Source organism: Peptoanaerobacter stomatis, from assembly GCF_000238115.1.
Taxonomy (GTDB): domain Bacteria; phylum Bacillota; class Clostridia; order Peptostreptococcales; family Filifactoraceae; genus Peptoanaerobacter; species Peptoanaerobacter stomatis.
This window is the reverse complement of sequence record NZ_JH414551.1, coordinates 49,318-68,861: the sequence shown is the minus strand read 5'-3', so window position 1 is coordinate 68,861 and position 19,544 is coordinate 49,318. Positions and strand designations below refer to the sequence as shown.

The 19,544-nt window shown below is 29.4% G+C and carries 18 protein-coding genes and 1 pseudogene; 12 read left to right on the top strand and 7 right to left on the bottom strand.

Translation table 11 applies throughout. The features are described 5' to 3' along the window. Positions 1–8 precede the first annotated feature (8 nt). From HMPREF9629_RS12165 to era (HMPREF9629_RS12155), 11 genes and pseudogenes are all read left to right on the top strand, one after another. On the top strand, positions 9–167 hold the full coding sequence (locus HMPREF9629_RS12165) for a hypothetical protein (RefSeq protein ID WP_009525333.1): 159 nt from the start codon (positions 9–11) through the stop codon (positions 165–167). Next, positions 131–3,391: a transcription-repair coupling factor gene (gene mfd, locus HMPREF9629_RS05265; RefSeq protein WP_009525332.1), complete on the top strand. Its 3,261-nt coding sequence runs from the start codon at positions 131–133 to the stop codon at positions 3,389–3,391. The genes HMPREF9629_RS12165 and mfd overlap by 37 nt, the downstream gene beginning before the upstream one ends. 171 nt (positions 3,392–3,562) lie before the next feature. Then, positions 3,563–4,702 (top strand): peptidylprolyl isomerase, encoded by a 1,140-nt coding sequence (locus HMPREF9629_RS05260; RefSeq protein ID WP_278224215.1) that lies wholly within the window; start codon positions 3,563–3,565, stop codon positions 4,700–4,702. A 279-nt stretch (positions 4,703–4,981) separates the two neighbouring features. Further along, positions 4,982–6,172 carry a bifunctional phosphopantothenoylcysteine decarboxylase/phosphopantothenate--cysteine ligase CoaBC gene (coaBC, locus tag HMPREF9629_RS05255; RefSeq protein WP_009525330.1) on the top strand — a complete coding sequence of 397 codons (1,191 nt, stop codon included), beginning with the start codon at positions 4,982–4,984 and terminating at the stop codon, positions 6,170–6,172. 77 nt (positions 6,173–6,249) lie between these two features. Then, positions 6,250–7,092 carry a bifunctional 5,10-methylenetetrahydrofolate dehydrogenase/5,10-methenyltetrahydrofolate cyclohydrolase gene (locus HMPREF9629_RS05250; protein ID WP_009525329.1) on the top strand — a complete coding sequence of 281 codons (843 nt, stop codon included), beginning with the start codon at positions 6,250–6,252 and terminating at the stop codon, positions 7,090–7,092. Between the two features lie 81 nt (positions 7,093–7,173). After that, the gene (locus HMPREF9629_RS05245) at positions 7,174–8,367 is read left to right on the top strand and encodes an acetate kinase (RefSeq protein ID WP_009525328.1); all 1,194 of its coding nucleotides are present in this window, start codon (positions 7,174–7,176) and stop codon (positions 8,365–8,367) included. A 115-nt stretch (positions 8,368–8,482) separates the two neighbouring features. Beyond that, positions 8,483–8,983 carry a YceD family protein gene (locus HMPREF9629_RS05240; RefSeq protein ID WP_009525327.1) on the top strand — a complete coding sequence of 167 codons (501 nt, stop codon included), beginning with the start codon at positions 8,483–8,485 and terminating at the stop codon, positions 8,981–8,983. A 45-nt stretch (positions 8,984–9,028) separates the two neighbouring features. After that, positions 9,029–9,208, top strand: coding sequence for a 50S ribosomal protein L32 (gene rpmF, locus HMPREF9629_RS05235; RefSeq protein ID WP_009525326.1), 180 nt, complete (start codon positions 9,029–9,031; stop codon positions 9,206–9,208). 451 nt (positions 9,209–9,659) lie between these two features. Then, positions 9,660–11,493 (top strand): annotated as a pseudogene (gene glmS, locus HMPREF9629_RS05230) (glutamine--fructose-6-phosphate transaminase (isomerizing)). Between the two features lie 57 nt (positions 11,494–11,550). Continuing rightward, positions 11,551–11,949, top strand: a complete 399-nt coding sequence (gene era, locus HMPREF9629_RS12160) for a GTPase Era (RefSeq protein WP_009525323.1) — start codon at positions 11,551–11,553, stop codon at positions 11,947–11,949. Further along, complete coding sequence (gene era / locus HMPREF9629_RS12155) at positions 11,933–12,481, top strand: GTPase Era (protein ID WP_330367841.1); 549 nt, start codon at positions 11,933–11,935, stop codon at positions 12,479–12,481. Before era (HMPREF9629_RS12160) ends, era (HMPREF9629_RS12155) begins: the two co-directional genes overlap by 17 nt. Positions 12,482–12,846: 365 nt before the next feature. Here era (HMPREF9629_RS12155) and HMPREF9629_RS05220 read toward each other — a convergent pair whose 3' ends face one another. Genes HMPREF9629_RS05220 through HMPREF9629_RS05215 form a run of 3 tightly spaced genes read right to left on the bottom strand, consistent with a single transcriptional unit; the run spans position 12,847 to position 14,974 of the window. Beyond that, positions 12,847–13,821, bottom strand: a complete 975-nt coding sequence (locus tag HMPREF9629_RS05220; RefSeq protein ID WP_009525321.1) for an HD-GYP domain-containing protein — start codon at positions 13,819–13,821, stop codon at positions 12,847–12,849. Beyond that, the gene (locus HMPREF9629_RS12150; RefSeq protein WP_009525320.1) at positions 13,784–13,924 is read right to left on the bottom strand and encodes a hypothetical protein; all 141 of its coding nucleotides are present in this window, start codon (positions 13,922–13,924) and stop codon (positions 13,784–13,786) included. The genes HMPREF9629_RS05220 and HMPREF9629_RS12150 overlap by 38 nt, the downstream gene beginning before the upstream one ends. Before the next feature lie 30 nt (positions 13,925–13,954). Continuing rightward, on the bottom strand, positions 13,955–14,974 hold the full coding sequence (locus HMPREF9629_RS05215) for an HD-GYP domain-containing protein (RefSeq protein ID WP_009525319.1): 1,020 nt from the start codon (positions 14,972–14,974) through the stop codon (positions 13,955–13,957). 522 nt (positions 14,975–15,496) lie between these two features. Between HMPREF9629_RS05215 and HMPREF9629_RS05210 the strand changes: the two genes are divergently transcribed. Beyond that, positions 15,497–16,834 (top strand): butyryl-CoA:acetate CoA-transferase, encoded by a 1,338-nt coding sequence (locus tag HMPREF9629_RS05210; RefSeq protein ID WP_009525318.1) that lies wholly within the window; start codon positions 15,497–15,499, stop codon positions 16,832–16,834. Positions 16,835–16,928: 94 nt separating this feature from the next. On the opposite strand, the gene HMPREF9629_RS05205 is transcribed toward HMPREF9629_RS05210, so the two are convergent. Genes HMPREF9629_RS05205 through HMPREF9629_RS05190 form a run of 4 tightly spaced genes read right to left on the bottom strand, consistent with a single transcriptional unit; the run spans position 16,929 to position 19,387 of the window. Further along, positions 16,929–17,591, bottom strand: a complete 663-nt coding sequence (locus HMPREF9629_RS05205) for a response regulator (RefSeq protein ID WP_009525317.1) — start codon at positions 17,589–17,591, stop codon at positions 16,929–16,931. After that, positions 17,584–18,723: a sensor histidine kinase gene (locus HMPREF9629_RS05200; RefSeq protein WP_009525316.1), complete on the bottom strand. Its 1,140-nt coding sequence runs from the start codon at positions 18,721–18,723 to the stop codon at positions 17,584–17,586. The genes HMPREF9629_RS05205 and HMPREF9629_RS05200 overlap by 8 nt, the downstream gene beginning before the upstream one ends. Continuing rightward, a complete protein-coding gene (locus HMPREF9629_RS05195; protein WP_009525315.1) occupies positions 18,720–19,178 on the bottom strand; it encodes a chemotaxis protein CheW in 459 nt (152 codons plus the stop codon). The genes HMPREF9629_RS05200 and HMPREF9629_RS05195 overlap by 4 nt, the downstream gene beginning before the upstream one ends. 26 nt (positions 19,179–19,204) lie before the next feature. Continuing rightward, complete coding sequence (locus HMPREF9629_RS05190) at positions 19,205–19,387, bottom strand: DUF896 domain-containing protein (protein ID WP_009525314.1); 183 nt, start codon at positions 19,385–19,387, stop codon at positions 19,205–19,207. Positions 19,388–19,544 lie beyond the last annotated feature (157 nt).

Sequence of the window (19,544 nt, the reverse complement as noted above, 5' to 3'; positions counted from 1 at the left end):
GTTATATTTTGGATAAATTTTTGAATTATCTATCTGAAACAGATGAATTTATGCAGATGGATAGAGCCATATCCGAAAGAAACACTCCGATTCTATTAAATGGAATATCAACTGAAAGCATACCGTTTTTTTGGATTATATATATAGTGCTCATAAAAAAAAAGTAATATTCATAACTCAAAGCGATATAGCGGCACAAGACATATATAGAGAATTACTTAGATATAATAAATCTAAGATAATTATACTTCAAAGTGATGAACTGAAATTTTACCAAATAGACGCGATAAACAGAGACAATGAGTTTCAAAGGATAAATTGCTTGAAGAGGATATATGACAACGACTATGATATATTGATAATAAGTATAGCGTCGCTTCTTAGAAAATATATGCCTAAAAAATATTATGAAAAAAATATAATAGATATAAAACTTTCTTCCAATATAGATATATATGAATTGACAAAAAAGCTTATAGTTTCCGGATATGACAGGGTAAGAAAGATAGAGTCGAAAGGACAGTTTTCTCTCAGAGGTTCTATAATAGACATATTTCCGCCTGATTTCAGCAATCCGATAAGAATGGAATTTTTTGATGATGAGGTTGACTCTATAAGAATATTTGACCTATATTCACAAGTATCCATTGAAAAAGTGGATAAGGTTAGAATAATACCTGCAAGGGAATATATATATCCTGATAATATAGACAAGTCTTTAAAAAAAATAGAAAGCCTTGTAAAAGAGGACACAAACGAAGACATAAGAGTTGATATAGAAAAAATGCAATCCAAGACATATTTTAAAGGTTTAGAAAAATATATAGGTTTTTTGTATGAAGAAAAGGATTTGAGTATATTACAGTTTATAGATAAAAATTGCAATATAGTATTCAGCGAACCCAATAGGATTTTTGAAAAAGTTGACAATATATATTATGAATTTTTTGAAAACTATAAAAGCTCTTTGGAAAAAGGATTTGCATTAAAAGGTCAAGACAATATTTTTATAGACAAAGACAGCATAATGCAAAAAGTTTATGACTATAAACTGATTGTGTTATCTGAAATAACAGGAAATATTAAAAATATAAAGACAAAAGCGATATTTAACTTTGATGTACAAAGTGCATCAAAATACAGAGGAGATATAAATCAGCTTATATCTGATATAAACACTTATAAAGATAGAAAATACAAGATAGCTATACTTTTGCCACAAGAGAATATTATAAAAAATATAATTTCAGAGTTGAAAGCAAGCAATATATCTGCAAAATATATAAAAAACGATAAATTTGATATAGAATCTTCAGATGTATTCATTTTAAAAGATAATAAAACGCAAGGACTTATATTAAAAAAATCTAAATTTGCATTTATAACCAACAATGATATATTTTTCAGATTGTCAAAACTAAGTGCATCAAGAAAAAGAAAAAATATAAAATCTGAAAGATTGAAGAGTTTTGCAGATTTAAAAAAAGGCGATATAGTAGTGCATGAAGTTTATGGGATAGGCAAGTTTGTAGGTATAGAACAAAAAGAAAATGACGGTGTAAAAAAAGATTATATAAAAGTTTCATATAAAGGCGGAGATTTTATATATGTACCTATATCCCAAATGGACAGAGTTCAAAGATATATAGGAAATGCAAGCGACAGAATAAGTCTTACACAATTAGGCTCAAGTCAGTGGAAAAAGCAAAAGCAAAAAGCAAAAAAAGCGGTTGACGAGATAGCAAAATACCTTATAGAGCTCTATGCACAAAGAGAAAACCAAAAAGGTTATGCTTTTTCAAAAGATACGGTGTGGCAAAGAGAATTTGAGGCACTTTTTCCTTTCGAAGAAACACAGGATCAGCTAAAGTCTATAAAAGACATAAAAAAAGATATGGAAAATATAAAACCTATGGACAGATTAATCTGTGGAGATGTTGGATATGGAAAAACGGAAGTGGCATTAAGAGGCATATTTAAAGCCTGTATGGATCAAAAACAAGTTGCGTTTTTAGTTCCGACTACTATTTTAGCACAACAGCATTACAAGACTTTGAGCGACAGGTTCGAAAATTATCCTATAAATGTAGATGTGTTAAGCAGATTTAAGACTAAAAAAGAGCAGGAAATAACGATAGAAAAGGTAAAAAACGGAGAAGTAGATGTAATAATCGGAACTCATAGGCTTCTTTCAAAAGATGTTGAATTTAAAGATATAGGAATGCTTGTGATAGATGAAGAGCAGAGATTCGGAGTAAAGCACAAAGAAAAAATAAAACAAATTAAATCAAATATAGATGTGCTTACGCTTACAGCAACTCCTATACCGAGAACATTGAATATGTCACTTTCAGGAATAAGAGATATGTCAGTACTTGAAGAACCACCAAATGACAGATATCCGATTATAACATATGTTACAGAGGCGAGAGAGGGCATAATATTAGATGCAATAGAGCGAGAAATAGCAAGAAACGGTCAGGTGTTTTTTGTATATAATTCTGTAGAAAATATTGATAAAATGTATAATTTTATACAAAAATTAGTGCCTTCAGCAAGAATAGCAATAGCACACGGTCAAATGAGCGCCATAGCATTAGAAGATATAATGATGGACTATCTTGAAAAAAAATATGATGTATTACTGTGTACAACGATAATTGAAACAGGCATGGATATATCAAATGCCAATACAATAATAGTATACAATGCCGATAAGATGGGATTATCACAATTATATCAATTAAGAGGCAGAGTAGGCCGTTCATCAAGGCAAGCCTATGCGTATCTTATGTATGAAAAAGATAAAGTGCTTACTGAAATAGCACAAAAAAGATTAAAGGCGATAAGAGAATTTACAGAATTCGGAAGCGGATTCAGAGTTGCCATGATGGATTTGGAGATAAGAGGTTCAGGGAATATACTTGGTGAAGTACAACATGGACATATAGAAGAAGTAGGATATGATTTATATATAAAGATGTTGAATGACAGTTTTAACAGACTGAAAGGAAAAACAGTAGAAGAAAAAGTTTCAACAGAAGTATATTTAAATGTGAATGCCTATATTCCCGATAACTATATAGAAGATGAGATACAAAAAATTGAAATATATAAGAAAATTGCATCAATAAATAGTAAAGAAGATTACTTCGATATTCAAGCAGAAATAGAAGATAGATTTTCAAATATACCGCAAGAAGTTGAAAATTTACTTAAAATATCAAGTATACGCTCACTTGGAGAAAAAATAGGAATTGAAAAGATAAGCCAAAAAAATAGAACAATAGTATATGAAAGTGCAAATGACAAACTTATGCAAAATTTAAAGACTGTAAAAGAAGATCAAATGTTAAAAGAAATTATAGAATTTATGAAAGCACTTTTGTAAACTTTTTGTATTGTTAATTTAAACTTTTTTAAAGAAAAATAGAATATAATATAAAGAAACATATCAATATTTTATTATTAAAGCTAAAATGCGTTATAACAAGAAATAATTTATTATATATTTATTGTAAATTGGTTTTTATTTTATAATTAGCGTAACAAAATCAGGAGTGTGAAAATGAAAAAATATTTTAAACTGCTCAGTGCTGTAATAGCATCCGTGATGCTGTTCACAGCTTGTAAATCTGCAAATGTAGGTAAGTCTGTGGCAACAGTTAACGGAGAAGATATACCTTACGAAGAATATCTAAAAAAATTGGAAGTGTTTAAATTTCAATTGGATAATATGTATGGAGAAAATATCTGGAAAGAAAAAGCTCCAAATACAGATCAAACCATATTACAACATTTTAAAGGCGAGATATTGAATAAGGTTATAGAAGATAAAATTATATCACAAGAAGCAAAGAAACAGGGAATAACGGCAGATGAGAGTAAAGTAAAAGAATATTTTGAGCAATCAAAGAAAAGCATAGATGAAAATGAAATATTAAAGAAATATTATGAAGACAATAAAATAGACGATAATTTTATAAATTCAATGATACGAGAAGATGTTATAAAAATGGCGTTACAAGATAAATATGCCAAAGAAAACGGAGTTACACAAGAAGAAGTTGATAAATATTATGAAGAACATAAATCGGAATATAGCAGTGAAAAGGTAAAAGCCTCTCATATAATAATCCTTACAACAGAAAACGGTAAGGATATGTCAGCAGAAAAACAAGAAGAAGCTAAGAAAAAAATAGATGAAATCTATGAAAAAATACAAGCAGGTGAAAGCTTTGAAGAGTTAGCTAAACAATATTCACAAGACGGTTCAAAAAATTCAGGAGGAGATCTCGGTTATTTTTCAAAAGGCGAAATGGTTAAAGAATTTTCGGATGTAGCTTTTAATATGAATATTGGAGAAATATCAAAACCTTTCAAGACACAATTCGGTTATCATATAGTAAAAGTAACAGATAAAAAGAGTGAAACTGAAGAAGAAAAAGCAAAGGCTAAAGAATATATAAAAAGCATGTTGCAAGAACAAAAATTCTCGAAATATATAGAAAATTTGAAAAAAGACTCTAAGATAGAAAAACACGAAGATGCCATAGCAAATGCAGAAAAAGATATAAAATCCGCAGAATTAAATAAAAAAGAAGAAACTACAGAGCAAACAGGTGAAGATAATAACGCCAACAAAGGCGAACAACAGGCACAAACAGAAGAAAATAAAACTCAAGATACACAAAAGAAATAAATAGAATTACAAAAGGGAACCTCTAATAATATGGGTTTCCTTTTTGCATTTATGATGATATAATATTTTGTTGTATCGTTTATTTAATTATATGATAGTATAATGCTTAAAGTCTAATATAATTATGCATATTTAGTGAAAATTAATATATCCATACAGAGTAAAAATATAGGATATAACTCATATCACTTGAAAAAAAACAAATAATTTATATAGATTTTAGTATAAGCTGATTTTATAATTGATATAAATTTTTTATAAAATAAAAGAGGACGAGATATGAAAAATATAGTTTTAGGGGTGACAGGAAGTATTGCAGCATATAAAGCTTGCGACATAACATCAAAACTTGTAAAAAAAGATATAAATATAGACGTTATTATGACAAACAATGCTGTAAAATTTGTAAATCCGTTAACATTTCAAACATTGAGCAGCAATGTTGTCAATGTAGATATGTTTCAAGACATCAAATATTGGGAAGTAAATCATATTGAGCTTGCAAAAAAAGCTGATATATTGTTGATAGCGCCGGCAACAGCAAATATAATAGCAAAAATTGCAAACGGAATAGCTGATGATATGCTCTCAAGTGTTGCACTTGCGACAAAGAGTAAAATAATAATTGCACCGGCAATGAACACCAATATGTATGATAATCCTGCAACTACTGAAAATATAGAAAAATTGAAAAAAAGAGGTGTACTGTTTATAGAACCTTGTAGCGGAGTTTTAGCTTGCAAGGACATAGGCAAAGGAAAACTTGCAGATGTCGAAACAATAATAGATGTTGTAGATTTTGAACTCAATAAAACACAAGAGCTTGAAGGGAAAAATATACTCGTAACAGCCGGAGCAACCATAGAAGATATAGATCCTGTAAGATATATAACTAATAATTCAAGTGGAAAAATGGGATATGCCATAGCAAAAGAATCTGCACTTATGGGAGCAAATGTAACATTAATATCAGGACATACAAACTTGAGCGTGCCGTACGGTATAAAAGAGTTTGTAAAAATAAGAAGTGCAAAAGATATGTATAATGAAGTTATAAACAGATATAATGATGCGGATATAGTAATAAAAGCGGCAGCTGTAGCTGATTATATGCCACAAAAAAAGGAAGATAATAAAATAAAAAAATCAGATACGGATATGAGTATAGCGCTTACAAGAACTAAAGACATATTAAAAATATTGGGAGAAAATAAAAAACATCAGATATTGGTAGGCTTTGCGGCAGAAACAACAGATGTTGAAAACTATGCTAAAACTAAGATACAAAAGAAGAATCTTGATATGATAGTAGCAAATAACGTATCTATGGAAGGAGCAGGTTTTTTATCCGATACAAACATAGTAGATATATATTTTTCCGACGGTACAAAGACACATATTGCGAAATCTTCAAAATGTGAAATAGCAAAACTCGTATTGAAAAATATAAAAGAGAAATTTGTAAAATAAAAATTTTTTGTTAATATAGAAGAATAAAAGTTGTGATATATAGTTTAATTAACATCCTGCTCAAGAGGAGAAAGATAATGCAGATATTGTATGGTAGACCTGTGGCTGAAAATATAAAAAAAGAGATACAGGAAATGTTGTTTGAATTGAAGGGAAAAAATAAAACTCCTAAAATTGCCCTGATAAGAATAGGGGAAAATATGGATGATATAACATATGAGCATTCATTAAAAAGAAATTTAGAAATGTTTTCAATACCATATGATTCATATGTTTATGCACAAGATGAAGACGCTGAGGTTTTGAAAAAACAAATAGAAAAATTGAATAGAGATGATGAGATAGACGGAATAATGATATTTAGACCTATACATCCACAGATAGAGCAGTTTGAAATAAATGAAACTATAGATTGGAGGAAAGACATAGATTGTGCCACATCATATAATCAGGGCAAATTATTTGAGAAGAAGAGTAATTTATTATATCCCTGTACACCGAGAGCAGTAATGGAAACTCTGAAATTTTATGGAGTAGATTTAGTTTCTAAAAAATGTGCTGTTGTGGGAGCATCTCAAGTTGTAGGAAAAGCCCTTGCAATAATGCTTATAAAAGAAAAAGCGACTGTTACGGTATGTAATTCTAAAACACTTGATTTAAAATCGGAAACGAGAAATGCAGACATAGTTATATGTGCAACAGGTCAGGCAAAACTCATAACTAAAGAACATTTGAAAGATAATCAGGTTGTAATAGATATAGGAATAAATTTTGACAATGGTAAGATATGTGGAGATGTAGATTTTGATAATATAGATTATGACAATATAAAGATAACTCCTGTGCCGAAGGGTGTAGGAGTAATAACTACTTTAACTTTAATAAAACAACTGGTTGAAAAAACTTTAAAATTGAGTTAAAATATAAATAATATGGCAATTAACCGTTAAGTTTTTTATTTTTGTTATTTGACAAAATATTGTATTAAGGAGAGTGTTAAAGTGAATATTTTAGTTATCAATTGTGGAAGTTCATCTTTAAAATATCAATTTATAGATATGAGAGATGAAAGCGTATTGGCAAAAGGTTTGGTTGAAAGAATAGGTATAGAAGGCTCTGTACTTAAACACGAAAGAACAGGTATGGATAAAGAAACTATAAAACAAAGCATACCTGATCATAATGTTGCCCTAAGATTAGTAATAGATGCTCTTATGAATGAGAAATATGGAGCGATAAAAGATCTCAGTGAAATAAATGCTGTAGGACATAGAGTGGTTCACGGTGGAGAGGCATTTGCATGCTCTGTTGTAATTGACGAAAAAGTTAAAAAGAGTTTGGAAGATTGTATAGATTTGGCACCACTACATAATCCGCCTAATCTTGTTGGAATAAATGCGTGTGAAAAAATACTTCCAAATGTACCTATGGTTGCAGTCTTTGATACGGCATTCCATCAAACTATGCCTTCATCATCATATTTATACGCATTACCTTATGAATATTATACAAAACATAAAATAAGAAGATACGGATTCCATGGAACATCACATCTTTATGTGAGCAGAAGAGCAGCTGATATGCTTGGTAAAAAACCTGAAGATGTAAATATTATAACTTGCCATTTAGGAAATGGTGCAAGTATAACAGCTGTAGAAAAAGGCAAATCGATAGATACATCTATGGGTTTTACTCCGCTTGAAGGTCTTATAATGGGAACAAGAACAGGGGATATGGATCCTGCAATAGTTACATTTTTGATGGAGAAAGAAAAACTTTCTGCAAAAGATGTTGACAGTATAATGAATAAAAAATCAGGTGTATTAGGTTTATCGGGAGTAAGCTCAGATTTCAGAGATATAGAACAAGAAGCTGAAAAAGGAAATGAAAGAGCACAAATAGCACTTGATTGTTTCCATAACAGAGTTAAAAAATATATAGGTGCCTACATGGCTGAATTGGGACATGTAGATGCAATAGTATTTACAGCAGGTCTTGGAGAAAATTCAGTAGAATCAAGAGAAGAAATATGTAAGGGAATGGAAGCTTTAGGAATAGAGCTTGATACTGAGGAAAACAAAGTAAGAGGAAAAGAAAAAATAGTGTCAAAAGAATCTTCAAAAATAAAAATAATGGTTATACCTACTAATGAAGAGTTGGTTATAGCAAGAGATACATTAGCATTGATAAAATAAAGTAAATATTACTATAAAATTAAAAATTATATGTAAAATAAAGTAAAATTACTTGACACATATACCTGATTTTTAGTATAATATCAATTGTTATTTAAAAATCGGGGTGTTTTTTATGAAGATATTTATAAAAGATATGCTCTTATCTCAAAAGAGTAAATTCAATTATAATTATGAGCCGGATATTGATTGCTGTAATATGGAAGGCAGAGATGTTAAGTTTAACGATAGGTCTGAAATTTTATGTGAAATTACAAGAAAGAACAATGATGACTTATATGCCGATATAAATATACACCTTGATACTACGCTTAACTGTGTAAGATGTTTGGATTATATGAGAGCAGTTGAAGATGTTAAAATCTCAGGAATATTATCAAAAGAAGATAAAGATGTCGATTACGATATAATTATAATAGATGATGATTATTTGGATTTTGATAAGATATTTTATGATGCTGTTTTTGAACATCTTAATAATAATCTTTATTGCAAAGAAGATTGTAAAGGACTTTGTCATATATGTGGAGCTAATTTAAATAATGTTACTTGCAATTGTGAAGAGGAAAATCCAAATATCGATCCGAGATTGGCAGAACTGAAAAACTTTTTGTAGATATAATAAATATATTTGCGAAAAAATATGGAAGGAGGAGAGAATATGGCAGTACCAAAAAGAAAAACCGGAAAATCAGCTACTCGTTCAAGACGCTCAGCGAATATGAATATGACAGCTAAAAATTTAGTTGAATGTCCTCAATGCCATTCATTAAAATTGTCACATAGAGTTTGTCCGGAATGTGGATATTATAATGGAAGAGAAGTTGTTACAGCTGAATAGTCAGCTATATAAAGTCTATCGATATATACTATCTCAATTTTTTGATGAAATTATATATTTGATAGGCTTTTTAACTGTTTTAATATTTGGAGAAATAATATATACTAAACCTCAAATGAGTTTTATGAACGTAAAATTCTGATATGAAACCTGTCAGTTTATTATAATAAGTTAATTTACTGTAAAAATAGAGTTTGTATTAAGTCAAGCGCCAGGATAATTAAACTCTGTATATTATTAAAAATATAAAAAATTTTACTTTTTTTAATGTAGAGTTGATTATTGACGAGGATTGGAATTATCGAAAGATTCGGCGGGTATTCCAAAGGCTTGTGACAGTCTAAAAATACACAACAAAAAGAAATTTATCTTTATAAATTTTAACAAAAAATGTATTGAGTCACTTCTCCGAATATAGTAAAAATTTGAAAAATTATTACAGGGAGAAAATATGTGTGGAATAGTAGGATATATAGGAAATCAAAATGCTCAAGACATAGTTGTAAACGGTCTTGAAAAATTGGAATATAGGGGATATGATTCATCAGGTATAGCTACAATATCAAATGGAAAATTGGAACTTTCAAAATTTAAGGGAAGATTATCGGTGCTTAAAGAACACCTGAAAAAACAACCCCATACCGGATTTATAGGCATAGGTCATACAAGATGGGCAACTCACGGAGAGCCGTCTGATGTAAATTCGCATCCTCATATCAATGAAAGTGAATCGGTAGCTGTAATACACAATGGAATAATAGAAAATTACAGATCTTTGAAAGCTGAACTTATAAAAGAAGGATATAAATTTAAGTCTCAAACAGATACAGAAGTAATAGTGCATTTAATAGATCATTATTTGAAAGATTCAAAAGACATAATGAAAGCTGTGAATTTAACAGTAAAAAGATTAAGAGGAGCATATGCACTCGGAATAATATATAAAAACGAGCCTGATAAGATAATAGCTGTAAGAAATGAATCACCTCTCGTAGTAGGTATAGGAAAAGGAGAGAATTTTTTTTGCATCTGATATACCTGCAATATTAAGTTATACAAAAGAAGTGTATTATATAGATAACGGAGAGATGGTTGTACTTACAAAAGACAATATAACTATATATAATTCTAAAGGTGAAAAAATAGAAAAAGAAAAATCTGTAATCACTTGGGATATGGAGTCTGCAACAAAAGCCGGTTATCCGCATTTTATGCTTAAAGAGATAAATGAGCAACCTCAAGCAGTGTCAGACACTTTATTAAGAAGAATAGATAAAAATAATAATTTAATATTGGATGATATAAGACTTGATGAGGATGAAATACAAAAAATAAAAGATATATATGTAGTTGCTTGCGGGACAGCCTATAACGCCGGACTTATAGGCAAATATATAATTGAAAACCTTGCTAATTTAAGAGTTAGAGTGGATATTGCGTCAGAATTCAGATATAATAAGCAATTTATAAATGAAAACACACTTGTTATACTTGTAAGCCAATCAGGAGAAACAGCGGATACACTTGCCGCACAAAAATTGGCAAAAACAAAAGGTTGCAGAATATTATCCATAACAAATGTAGTCGGTTCATCAGTAGCAAGAAATTCGGATGATGTTTTTTATACGCTTGCAGGACCTGAAATAGCAGTAGCATCTACAAAAGCCTATACTACAATGCTCGTCGCATTTTATATGATAGGTGTTGAATTAGCTAAATTGAAACAAGAAATAAATATAGACGAATATCATAATATAGTGGAAAAGCTGAAAAAATTACCTCAAAAAGTGAAAGAAACTCTGTTCGTAGAGAAAAAATGTATCGAGATAGCTGAAAAGATAAAAAATTCAAAATCGGCTTTTTATATAGGCAGAGGTTTAGATGACAGCGTAGGCAAGGAAGGCGCTTTAAAACTTAAAGAAATATCATATATATATACTGAATCATTTGCCGCAGGAGAACTGAAGCATGGAACAATAGCGTTGATAGAAAAAAATACTCCTGTTATTGCGGTAGTAACCCAAGATAAGTTACTCGACAAGACAATGTCCAACATACAAGAAGTAAAGGCGAGAGGTGCATACACCATAATAATAACTGATAAACATATAGAGGATATAAACAACTATGCAGATGATGTTATACAAATACCGGAGGTTTATGATATATTCTCGTCAATTTTAGCAGTAATACCGGCACAATTCATAGCATATTACACATCTATAAAAAAAGGAAATGATGTAGATAAGCCGAGAAATTTGGCAAAATCGGTTACAGTTGAATAACAGTTCATTAGATTATAAATAAAAATAAATATATAGATTTATTAAGGAGAAGAATTTTTGGAAAAATTACAAAATTTATTAAGTGAAGATGCAGTGTGCAAAACTGGTTTTGTCAGTATAGTTGGGCGCTCTAATGTAGGAAAATCAACTTTGTTAAATGCAATGATAGGAGAAAAGATAGCTATAACAAGTGATAAACCCCAGACAACAAGGAGTAGAATAAAAGGTATATACAATGATGAAAATTCTCAGATAGTATTTCTTGATACGCCGGGAGTTCAAAAACCTAAAAATAAATTAGGCTCATATATGGAAAAAGAAGTAAAATCGTCATCTTCATCAGCAGATGTTATATTATATGTAGTAGATGAGTCTGAAAATATCGGTAAACTTGACAATTCAATAATAGAAAGCTTAAAAAAAATCAAAACAACCAAAAATAATTGCGATAAATAAAATAGACAAACTTAACGAGGAAAAAATATTTCAACTCATAAAAATGTATGATGAAATAGGTATATTTGATGATATTGTTCCAATCAGTGCAATTAAGAAAAAAAATGTATCAGAGCTGATAGAAACAATAAAAAAATATCTTGTATACGGTCCTAAATATTTTCCGGACGGCATAAGCACAGATCAAAGTAATAAAGTTATGATAAGCGAGATAGTAAGAGAAAAAATATTGAATTATACAGACAAAGAAATTCCTCACGGAACAGCAGTAGAAGTAGAAAAAATATTTGACAATAAACAAAAAAATATGATAGAAATATCAGTTGTAATATATTGCGAAAGAGATTCCCATAAAAAGATAATAATAGGAAAAAATGGCAGAAAATTAAAAGGTATAGGCAAATCGGCAAGAGTAGAGTTGGAAGAAATTTTTGGTTGTAAAGTATTCTTGGAGACTTGGGTAAAAGTTAAAGAGAATTGGAGAGAAAATACCAATTATATAAGAGAATTCGGGTATATAGAAGAAAAATAGTTGTACAAATTATAATATTTTTAAATTGTATAACATATTATTTTCTAAAAATATAACTTTTTAAAGGCATTATAATATAGCTTTAATCAGTTGAGGTTTTGGTATTAATACGAGCATATCCCTTACACTAAAGGTTAATAGAATAATGGATATTTTTGTGTTGGATAAGTAAAAATAAACTAATATTAATACTAAAATATCATAGAATAATGGGGAATAATAATAATTAATTTTTCAATAAACTATTTATATTGATGTTATATCATTATATAAGTTATCTATAATTTTATTAGAAAACAGTATAACATAAAAAAGACGATAGGTTTTTCTCTATCGTCTTTTACAATTTTGTATTATTAAATTTTTTAGAAAAATTCTTCAATTTCTATGTCATGATTTGCCTTTGAACTCAAATCCAATAAATCTCCTGTAGGCTTTAACTTTACAATAGGTCTTAACGGAGCATTTGCATTTATGAAGATTATTTCGCCTTCATGACCGTCAGACAATCTGAGATCGGCTCCTATATAATTAGAAGCTATTTTATTAATAAAATCAGATAATATAACTATATCAAGCTTCTGCATAAAATCAGTTTCAAGTAATTTTACAGCCGCAAACGGTGTCATTTTATCTCTGTAAGGCCTCATAGAAGTTAACGCCACAAATACATCAGCAAGTGCCAATATTCTTGCAAAAAGAGGTATCTCATCACCTTTTAAGCCATATGGATATCCGCTACCGTCACATCTTTCATGATGATATTTTATGGCATTCGTTATATTATCATTCAAATCATAAGGCTTTAACATTTCTAATGATTTTTCAACGTGAGATTTTATAATCTCAGTTTCAAAATCTGTGAGAGGAGTGGTTTTTCTGAGTAAATCTTTTGATAAAGCATATTTTCCAACATCAAAAAGAAGACCTGCAAGTGATAAATCCTTTAAATCGCTTTCCGATAATTTCATCCACTTACCGATAGTATGAACTGTGAGAGATACCGCATTACAATGTACAAATGTCAAGTCGTCAGAATTTTTAAACTTTTGTAATAATTGAAACACGTTCGTATTTTTACCGGAATTGGTTTTTATAGTTTCTGATAGAATATTTTCAAGACTTTTGGCATTACATGTGCCCGAAACGGTACTTATAATTTCTTTTTCAAAATTATTTACAACATTGTTGAAATCAGTCATAAAAGTTTCGATTTCCTGCTCTTTTATTACTTCAAAAGGAACATTTTCATTTTCTTCTTTTATTGTATCAAAAAGCATTAAAACTTTTATTTTATTAATATCATTTTTTTTCAATAAATCTTTGATAAAAACTTTCATCAGAAACTGATAAACCTTTTGATAAAATAAGTCTACCATTAGAATTATATATATCCTCGTCAATGATCATATTATTTTTAATGTCATCTACAGAAATTCTCATCTAATTAACTCTCCTTGTAAAGACATATTTTTATAAAATTTCAATTATCTTATTATTTTTATATTGACTGCTTTGTAGGTTTATTATTTGACCGTCTCCGGTTTTAATGAAAGGAAGCACTACTTCGTTTTCAGGAACGAAAACAATTACTCCACTTGTTCCGTCTGACAATTTTACGCTTGAACCTATATATTTATTGGCTACTTTATGAAGGAATATATATAATATTTTTGCATCCAATAGAGTCATATATTCTGTCTGCATTATTTTTAAAGCGTCAAAAACTGACATTCTCTCATAAAACTCATTATTTGTAGTAAGTGCATAAAATATTTCAGCTATAGCTATAATCCTTGCATAAAGAGGTATTTGTTCATTTGTTAAGCCCATAGGACCTGAACCGTCATTTCTTTCTCTCGATGCTATTGCAGATTGTAAAACAGCTTTAGAAACAGTATCTGCACCTTTTATTTCGTGTATATTTTCATAATCAACATCACTAAGTGCAAAAATGGAACTTAGCATAGATGACTCTGAAAGCTCTTTTAATTGAGCATCATTTAAATCTATCCATTTTCCTATTGAATAAGATATAAGTGATACTTGAAGTATATCGGAATATTTATCCGAACCGTCATTTTTTATTTTTTCAACCAATTGGAATATAGTTAAGACAGATGATTCAGATTCTTTTGCAAGCTCAGAACCTCTATCCAATTCTCTTATTTTTGAAATATCTTTAGTTTGAGCGAAATTTTCTATGTCTTCTTCCAGATCTTCAACTATTTTATTAAACTCTTCTTTAAAAGCTGCGACTTCCTGCTGTATCTTTTGAGAAATTCTATCTGATTCTTTTACGACTGAAGAAATTTGAGACTCATCATCTTTTATCGTTACAGAATTTATACCGTTTCTGCGAAGTACGATTGAAACCAAATCCGGATTTTCTATTTTAAAACCTTTGTACAATAATAGCGAACCTCTCTTGCTGAATATATCGCTATCTATAATCATTCCTCTCTCTAACTTATTTACAGATATGTTGCTCATAATAAATACACTCCTAAAAAATTAAAAATAACAGCTTATGTATATAATTATAATCTTAAACAGTCTGTCAATCAATAAGAAGTTGTTTTAACCGATAAACTCTTATTTTTAGATTTTAAATAAAATTCTTTTTCTATATAAGATATTATAAAGGTTACAAACGTATTTGTAAAGTATTAATAACATATATTTAAAAAAAATAAAAATTACTGTTAAATTTATCATTATTTTTACAATAAATGATACTAATTGTTCAGTTAAAAAATGATTTTATACTATTCATATTAACAGTAAAATTTTTGAATTAAGATATTTATATGAAATTAAGTTTAAAAATAATTTGCTAAAAAACTTTTTAAAACGAATAACTACACTAAAATAGTGAAATCTTAATAAAATATAATGATATTCTTAATTATAAGGGAAACAATCTATTTTAGTTGAAAATAAAAATGAAATAGATTATAATGTAATAAAAATATTTTTAAATCGTTATCATAAAATTATTTTTAGGAGGAATTTATGGATTATTCACAACAATATAAGGAAAAAATGGTAACTGCCGAAAAGGCTGCCGAACTTGTAAAATCAGGAGATTGGGTAGATTACGGCTGGTGTGTAGGTACGGCATATGATTTTGACAAAGCTCTTGCAAAGAGAGTAAATGAACTTAAGGATGTAAATGTTAGAGGTGGAATAGCTTTTTGGGAACCTGAAATAATTAAGGCTGATGAAACGGGAGAACATTTCACATGGAATAGTTGGCATTGTTCAGGTATAGAAAGAAAAATGGCAAGTAACAAAAGAGCTTTTTATATTCCTCTAAGATATTCTGAAATGCCGAGATATTATAGAGAAAATCCGATTCCTGTAGATGTTGCCGTAATGCAGGTCACACCTATGGATAAGCACGGATTTTTCAATTTCGGACCCAATGCTTCTCATATGATGGCTTTAATAGAAAGTAGTAAAAAAGTTGTAGTTGAAGTAAACAAAAATATGCCGAGGTGTCTTGGAGGCTTTGAATCTGAAATTCATATATCTAAAGTTGATTATATAATTGAAGGAAGTAATACTCCTATTGCAGCTATGAAAGCCGGCTCATATTCAGATATTGATATAAAAGTTGCTAATATGATAGTTGAAGAAATACCTAACGGTGCATGCTTACAATTAGGTATAGGAGGTATGCCCAATGCAGTCGGTTCCGTAATAGCTGATTCAGACTTAAAGGATTTGGGAGTTCATACGGAAATGTATGTAGATGCCTTTGTAGAGATGACCGAAAAAGGTAAAATAACAGGTGCTAAGAAAAACATAGACAGATTCAGACAAACTTATGCCTTCGGTGCAGGTAGTAAGACTATGTATGACTTTATGGATGATAATCCTATGCTTATGTCCGCTCCTGTTGATTATACAAATGATGCAAGAATTATATCATCTTTAGACAATTTTATATCTATAAATAATGCGGTAGATGTTGATTTGTTCGGTCAGGTAAGTTCAGAATCTTCAGGAACAAAACATATAAGCGGAGCAGGAGGTCAGCTTGATTTTGTACTCGGTGCATATTTATCAAACGGAGGAAAGAGCTTTATATGTTTATCGTCGACTGTTACAGATAAAAACGGAAAAACAGCGTCAAGAATAATACCTACATTGAAAGAAGGTTCTGCCGTTACAGTTGCAAGACCTAATACTCATTATGTGGTTACGGAATACGGCAAGGTAAATTTAAAAGGCTTAAGCACATGGCAAAGAGCTGAGGCACTTATAAATATAGCTCATCCTGATTTTAGAGAAGAACTTATAAAAGACGCCGATAAGATGAAAATTTGGAGAAAAAGCAATAAATAAGTATAAAATAAATAACCACCTGAAAGGTGGTTATTTATTTTATACTGTTATCTAATTAAAAATAAATTACATTAATAATAAACTGAAGAACATATTATAATTCTACAATTTTATTTTTTATTGCATATATGGCTACTTGAGTTCTATCTTGCAATTCCAATTTTTTTAATATGCTTGATACGTGGTTTTTCACTGTTTTTTCGCTTATCTTAAGCTTTTCGGAGATTCCTTTATTACTTAATCCGTTTGCTATAGCTTTTACAACGACTATTTCCTTTCTTGTTAGAGATTGAACGGCATCTACTTCTTCTTTGTAAGCTTGTTTTTCTTTTGTTATATGTTTTATCAACTTCGTAGCAAGAGTAGGCTGTATATAACTGCCACCCGAGTTTACTATTTTTATTGTTTTTATCAAAGTTTCAGAATCGGAGTCTTTCAGCACATATCCGTCTGCCCCTAAACTTACACTTTGTGATACATATTCCACATCATCATATACTGTGAGCATTATTACTTTCGCTTTTGAATGTGATGATTTTAATTTTTTCAGTATTTCTATACCTGTCATATCAGGCATATTTATGTCTAAAAGTACCACATCAACTTTACATTTTTTTAATGATTCTATTGCCTCCGGGCCTGATTTTGCTTTGCAGACAACTTCTATATCATTTTCCATATCCAATATTCTTGATATTCCCTCTCTTATAAGCTCATGATCATCTGCAATCATCACTTTTATTCTGTCATTATGCATATACATCCTCCTTGTTCGGTATTTTTATTTCCAGTCGTGTTCCATAGTTAGGTTTTGATATTATTTTCACGTCTCCTTCAGCTAACAAAATTCTTTCTTTAAGAGATGAAAGTCCGAATGATTTTGAAGAGTCTACGTCTTTTATATTAAAACCCGTTCCGTCATCCGCCACTTTCAATATTATTGCTTTCGAGCCTATGGATATGTTTATATCCACATTTTTAGCATAAGAATGTTTTAAAATATTGTTTATTGATTCTTGCAAAACTCTAAAACATATTATTTTAGTAGTAGAACTTTTGATAGGCTCATTTTTTCCGGTAGATAAATTAAAATTTATATCATAATCTTCTTTTGCTTTAGCTATAAGTCCTTGTATACTCGGAATAAGTCCCAATTCATCCAATGAAGTCGGTCTTAAATCGTATATTATTCTTCTTATCTCTTTTATTGCACTTCTAAGCTGATGTTTCAGCTGTTCTATTTCTTTATATATAGTATTTTTAGGCGAATCTTTTTCTATCAATCTTTTTATTATATCTGATTTCATAACTATAGATGCCAATGTTTGAGCCGGTCCGTCATGAATGTCTCTTGATATTCGACTTTTTTCTTTCTCTTGAGAAAGTATCCATTTTCCTGTAGCATCTTTTATATCATCTTCACTATCAGATATATCTACTTTTATATATTCACTTAATACTTCAATTTTATTCAATAAACGATCAGCTTTTTCCGTAAGTTCTCTATTTTTTTCTATTCTCTTTTCCAAATTTTCAAGAGTTTGTAAAACTGTCGTGACATCACTTTTTTTTGCAAGCAGTTTTTCTTGCAGTTCAAGTGCTTTTTCATACGCATTTTTTATATCTTCGTGAGTATAATGTAAAAAATCGCTACTTACTAATAAAAGTTTTTTTCTGCTGTTAAGTTCACGCTCTTTTAAATCTTCAACTTCTTTAGTGTAAACGCTTATTATATTTTTAGTTTTTGCTATATCAGATTGAATGGTTGTATTTTCTTTATTGATGGATTCAGTTATATTAAAAATTTCTTCTTTACCGCTTTGCATGGAGTCAATTATGTTTTGTATGGCAAGATTTATATTGCTTGTATGTTTTTTTATGCTCATCATATTGCTTGCTCTTTATTAAGTTGTTCTACACTTGACAACTCTTCTTTATTTAAAATATGTTCTAAATCTATAGATATTATCATCTCATCGCCGGATTTAATTATGCCGCTTATGAAATTTTCCTCATTCTCGAGCATTTTCGGCTTATTATCAATATTTTCTGAAGGTGTGTGTATAATACCTATGACTTCGTCAACCAAAAAACCGAGTAATAATTCATCAATAATGACTACCAGTATTTTTTGTTCTTGAAATGGAGTAGAGGAAACAATTCCCAATTTTTTTGAAAGATTTATTATGCTTAAAACTTCTCCACGTAAATTTATAATACCTTCTATAAATGACGGTGTATTTGGTAAGAAAGTTGTTTCTTTATTACTGCAAATTTCTTTTATGGTTAATATATTTACACAATACTTCTGTCCATTTATTTTAAAAACCACATAAGTGTCCATTAATCGTCCACCTCCTTGTTTTTTAATCATGTGTTTTGAGGTTTTATATTATCAAGATGTGATTTTAAATTCTTCTTTACTCTCGATATATATTCATTTCTAAGTATTTTTTGTAAAACAAGTTCTTCTTGAGAAAGATTTTCTTTTTTTGCAAGTTTATTTATCTCATATACAAGCTCCTGCTCATTTAAGTTTTTTATATCGTCCATAATTTTTCAACTCTTAAAATTAGATTATAAAAGTAAATTTTTCAAAATTTATAAATATCTTTTTATTATTTTAACACAAAATTTTATATTTTCAATATATTTGTAGATTTTTTATTAATATTGTAATTTTTTTTTAATGTAAATTGTAAAGCAATGT

Excerpts from the sequence above, each read along its gene's own strand:
- coaBC (WP_009525330.1), top strand. The coding sequence starts at position 4,982 with ATGAAAAATATAGTTTTAGGGGTGACAGGAAGTATTGCAGCATATAAA.
- HMPREF9629_RS05250 (WP_009525329.1), top strand. The coding sequence starts at position 6,250 with ATGCAGATATTGTATGGTAGACCTGTGGCTGAAAATATAAAAAAAGAG.
- HMPREF9629_RS05240 (WP_009525327.1), top strand. The coding sequence starts at position 8,483 with ATGAAGATATTTATAAAAGATATGCTCTTATCTCAAAAGAGTAAATTC.
- rpmF (WP_009525326.1), top strand. The coding sequence starts at position 9,029 with ATGGCAGTACCAAAAAGAAAAACCGGAAAATCAGCTACTCGTTCAAGA.
- HMPREF9629_RS05220 (WP_009525321.1), bottom strand. The coding sequence starts at position 13,821 with ATGAAAGTTTTTATCAAAGATTTATTGAAAAAAAATGATATTAATAAA.
- HMPREF9629_RS12150 (WP_009525320.1), bottom strand. The coding sequence starts at position 13,924 with ATGAGAATTTCTGTAGATGACATTAAAAATAATATGATCATTGACGAG.
- HMPREF9629_RS05215 (WP_009525319.1), bottom strand. The coding sequence starts at position 14,974 with ATGAGCAACATATCTGTAAATAAGTTAGAGAGAGGAATGATTATAGAT.
- HMPREF9629_RS05210 (WP_009525318.1), top strand. The coding sequence starts at position 15,497 with ATGGATTATTCACAACAATATAAGGAAAAAATGGTAACTGCCGAAAAG.
- HMPREF9629_RS05205 (WP_009525317.1), bottom strand. The coding sequence starts at position 17,591 with ATGCATAATGACAGAATAAAAGTGATGATTGCAGATGATCATGAGCTT.
- HMPREF9629_RS05200 (WP_009525316.1), bottom strand. The coding sequence starts at position 18,723 with ATGATGAGCATAAAAAAACATACAAGCAATATAAATCTTGCCATACAA.
- HMPREF9629_RS05195 (WP_009525315.1), bottom strand. The coding sequence starts at position 19,178 with ATGGACACTTATGTGGTTTTTAAAATAAATGGACAGAAGTATTGTGTA.
- HMPREF9629_RS05190 (WP_009525314.1), bottom strand. The coding sequence starts at position 19,387 with ATGGACGATATAAAAAACTTAAATGAGCAGGAGCTTGTATATGAGATA.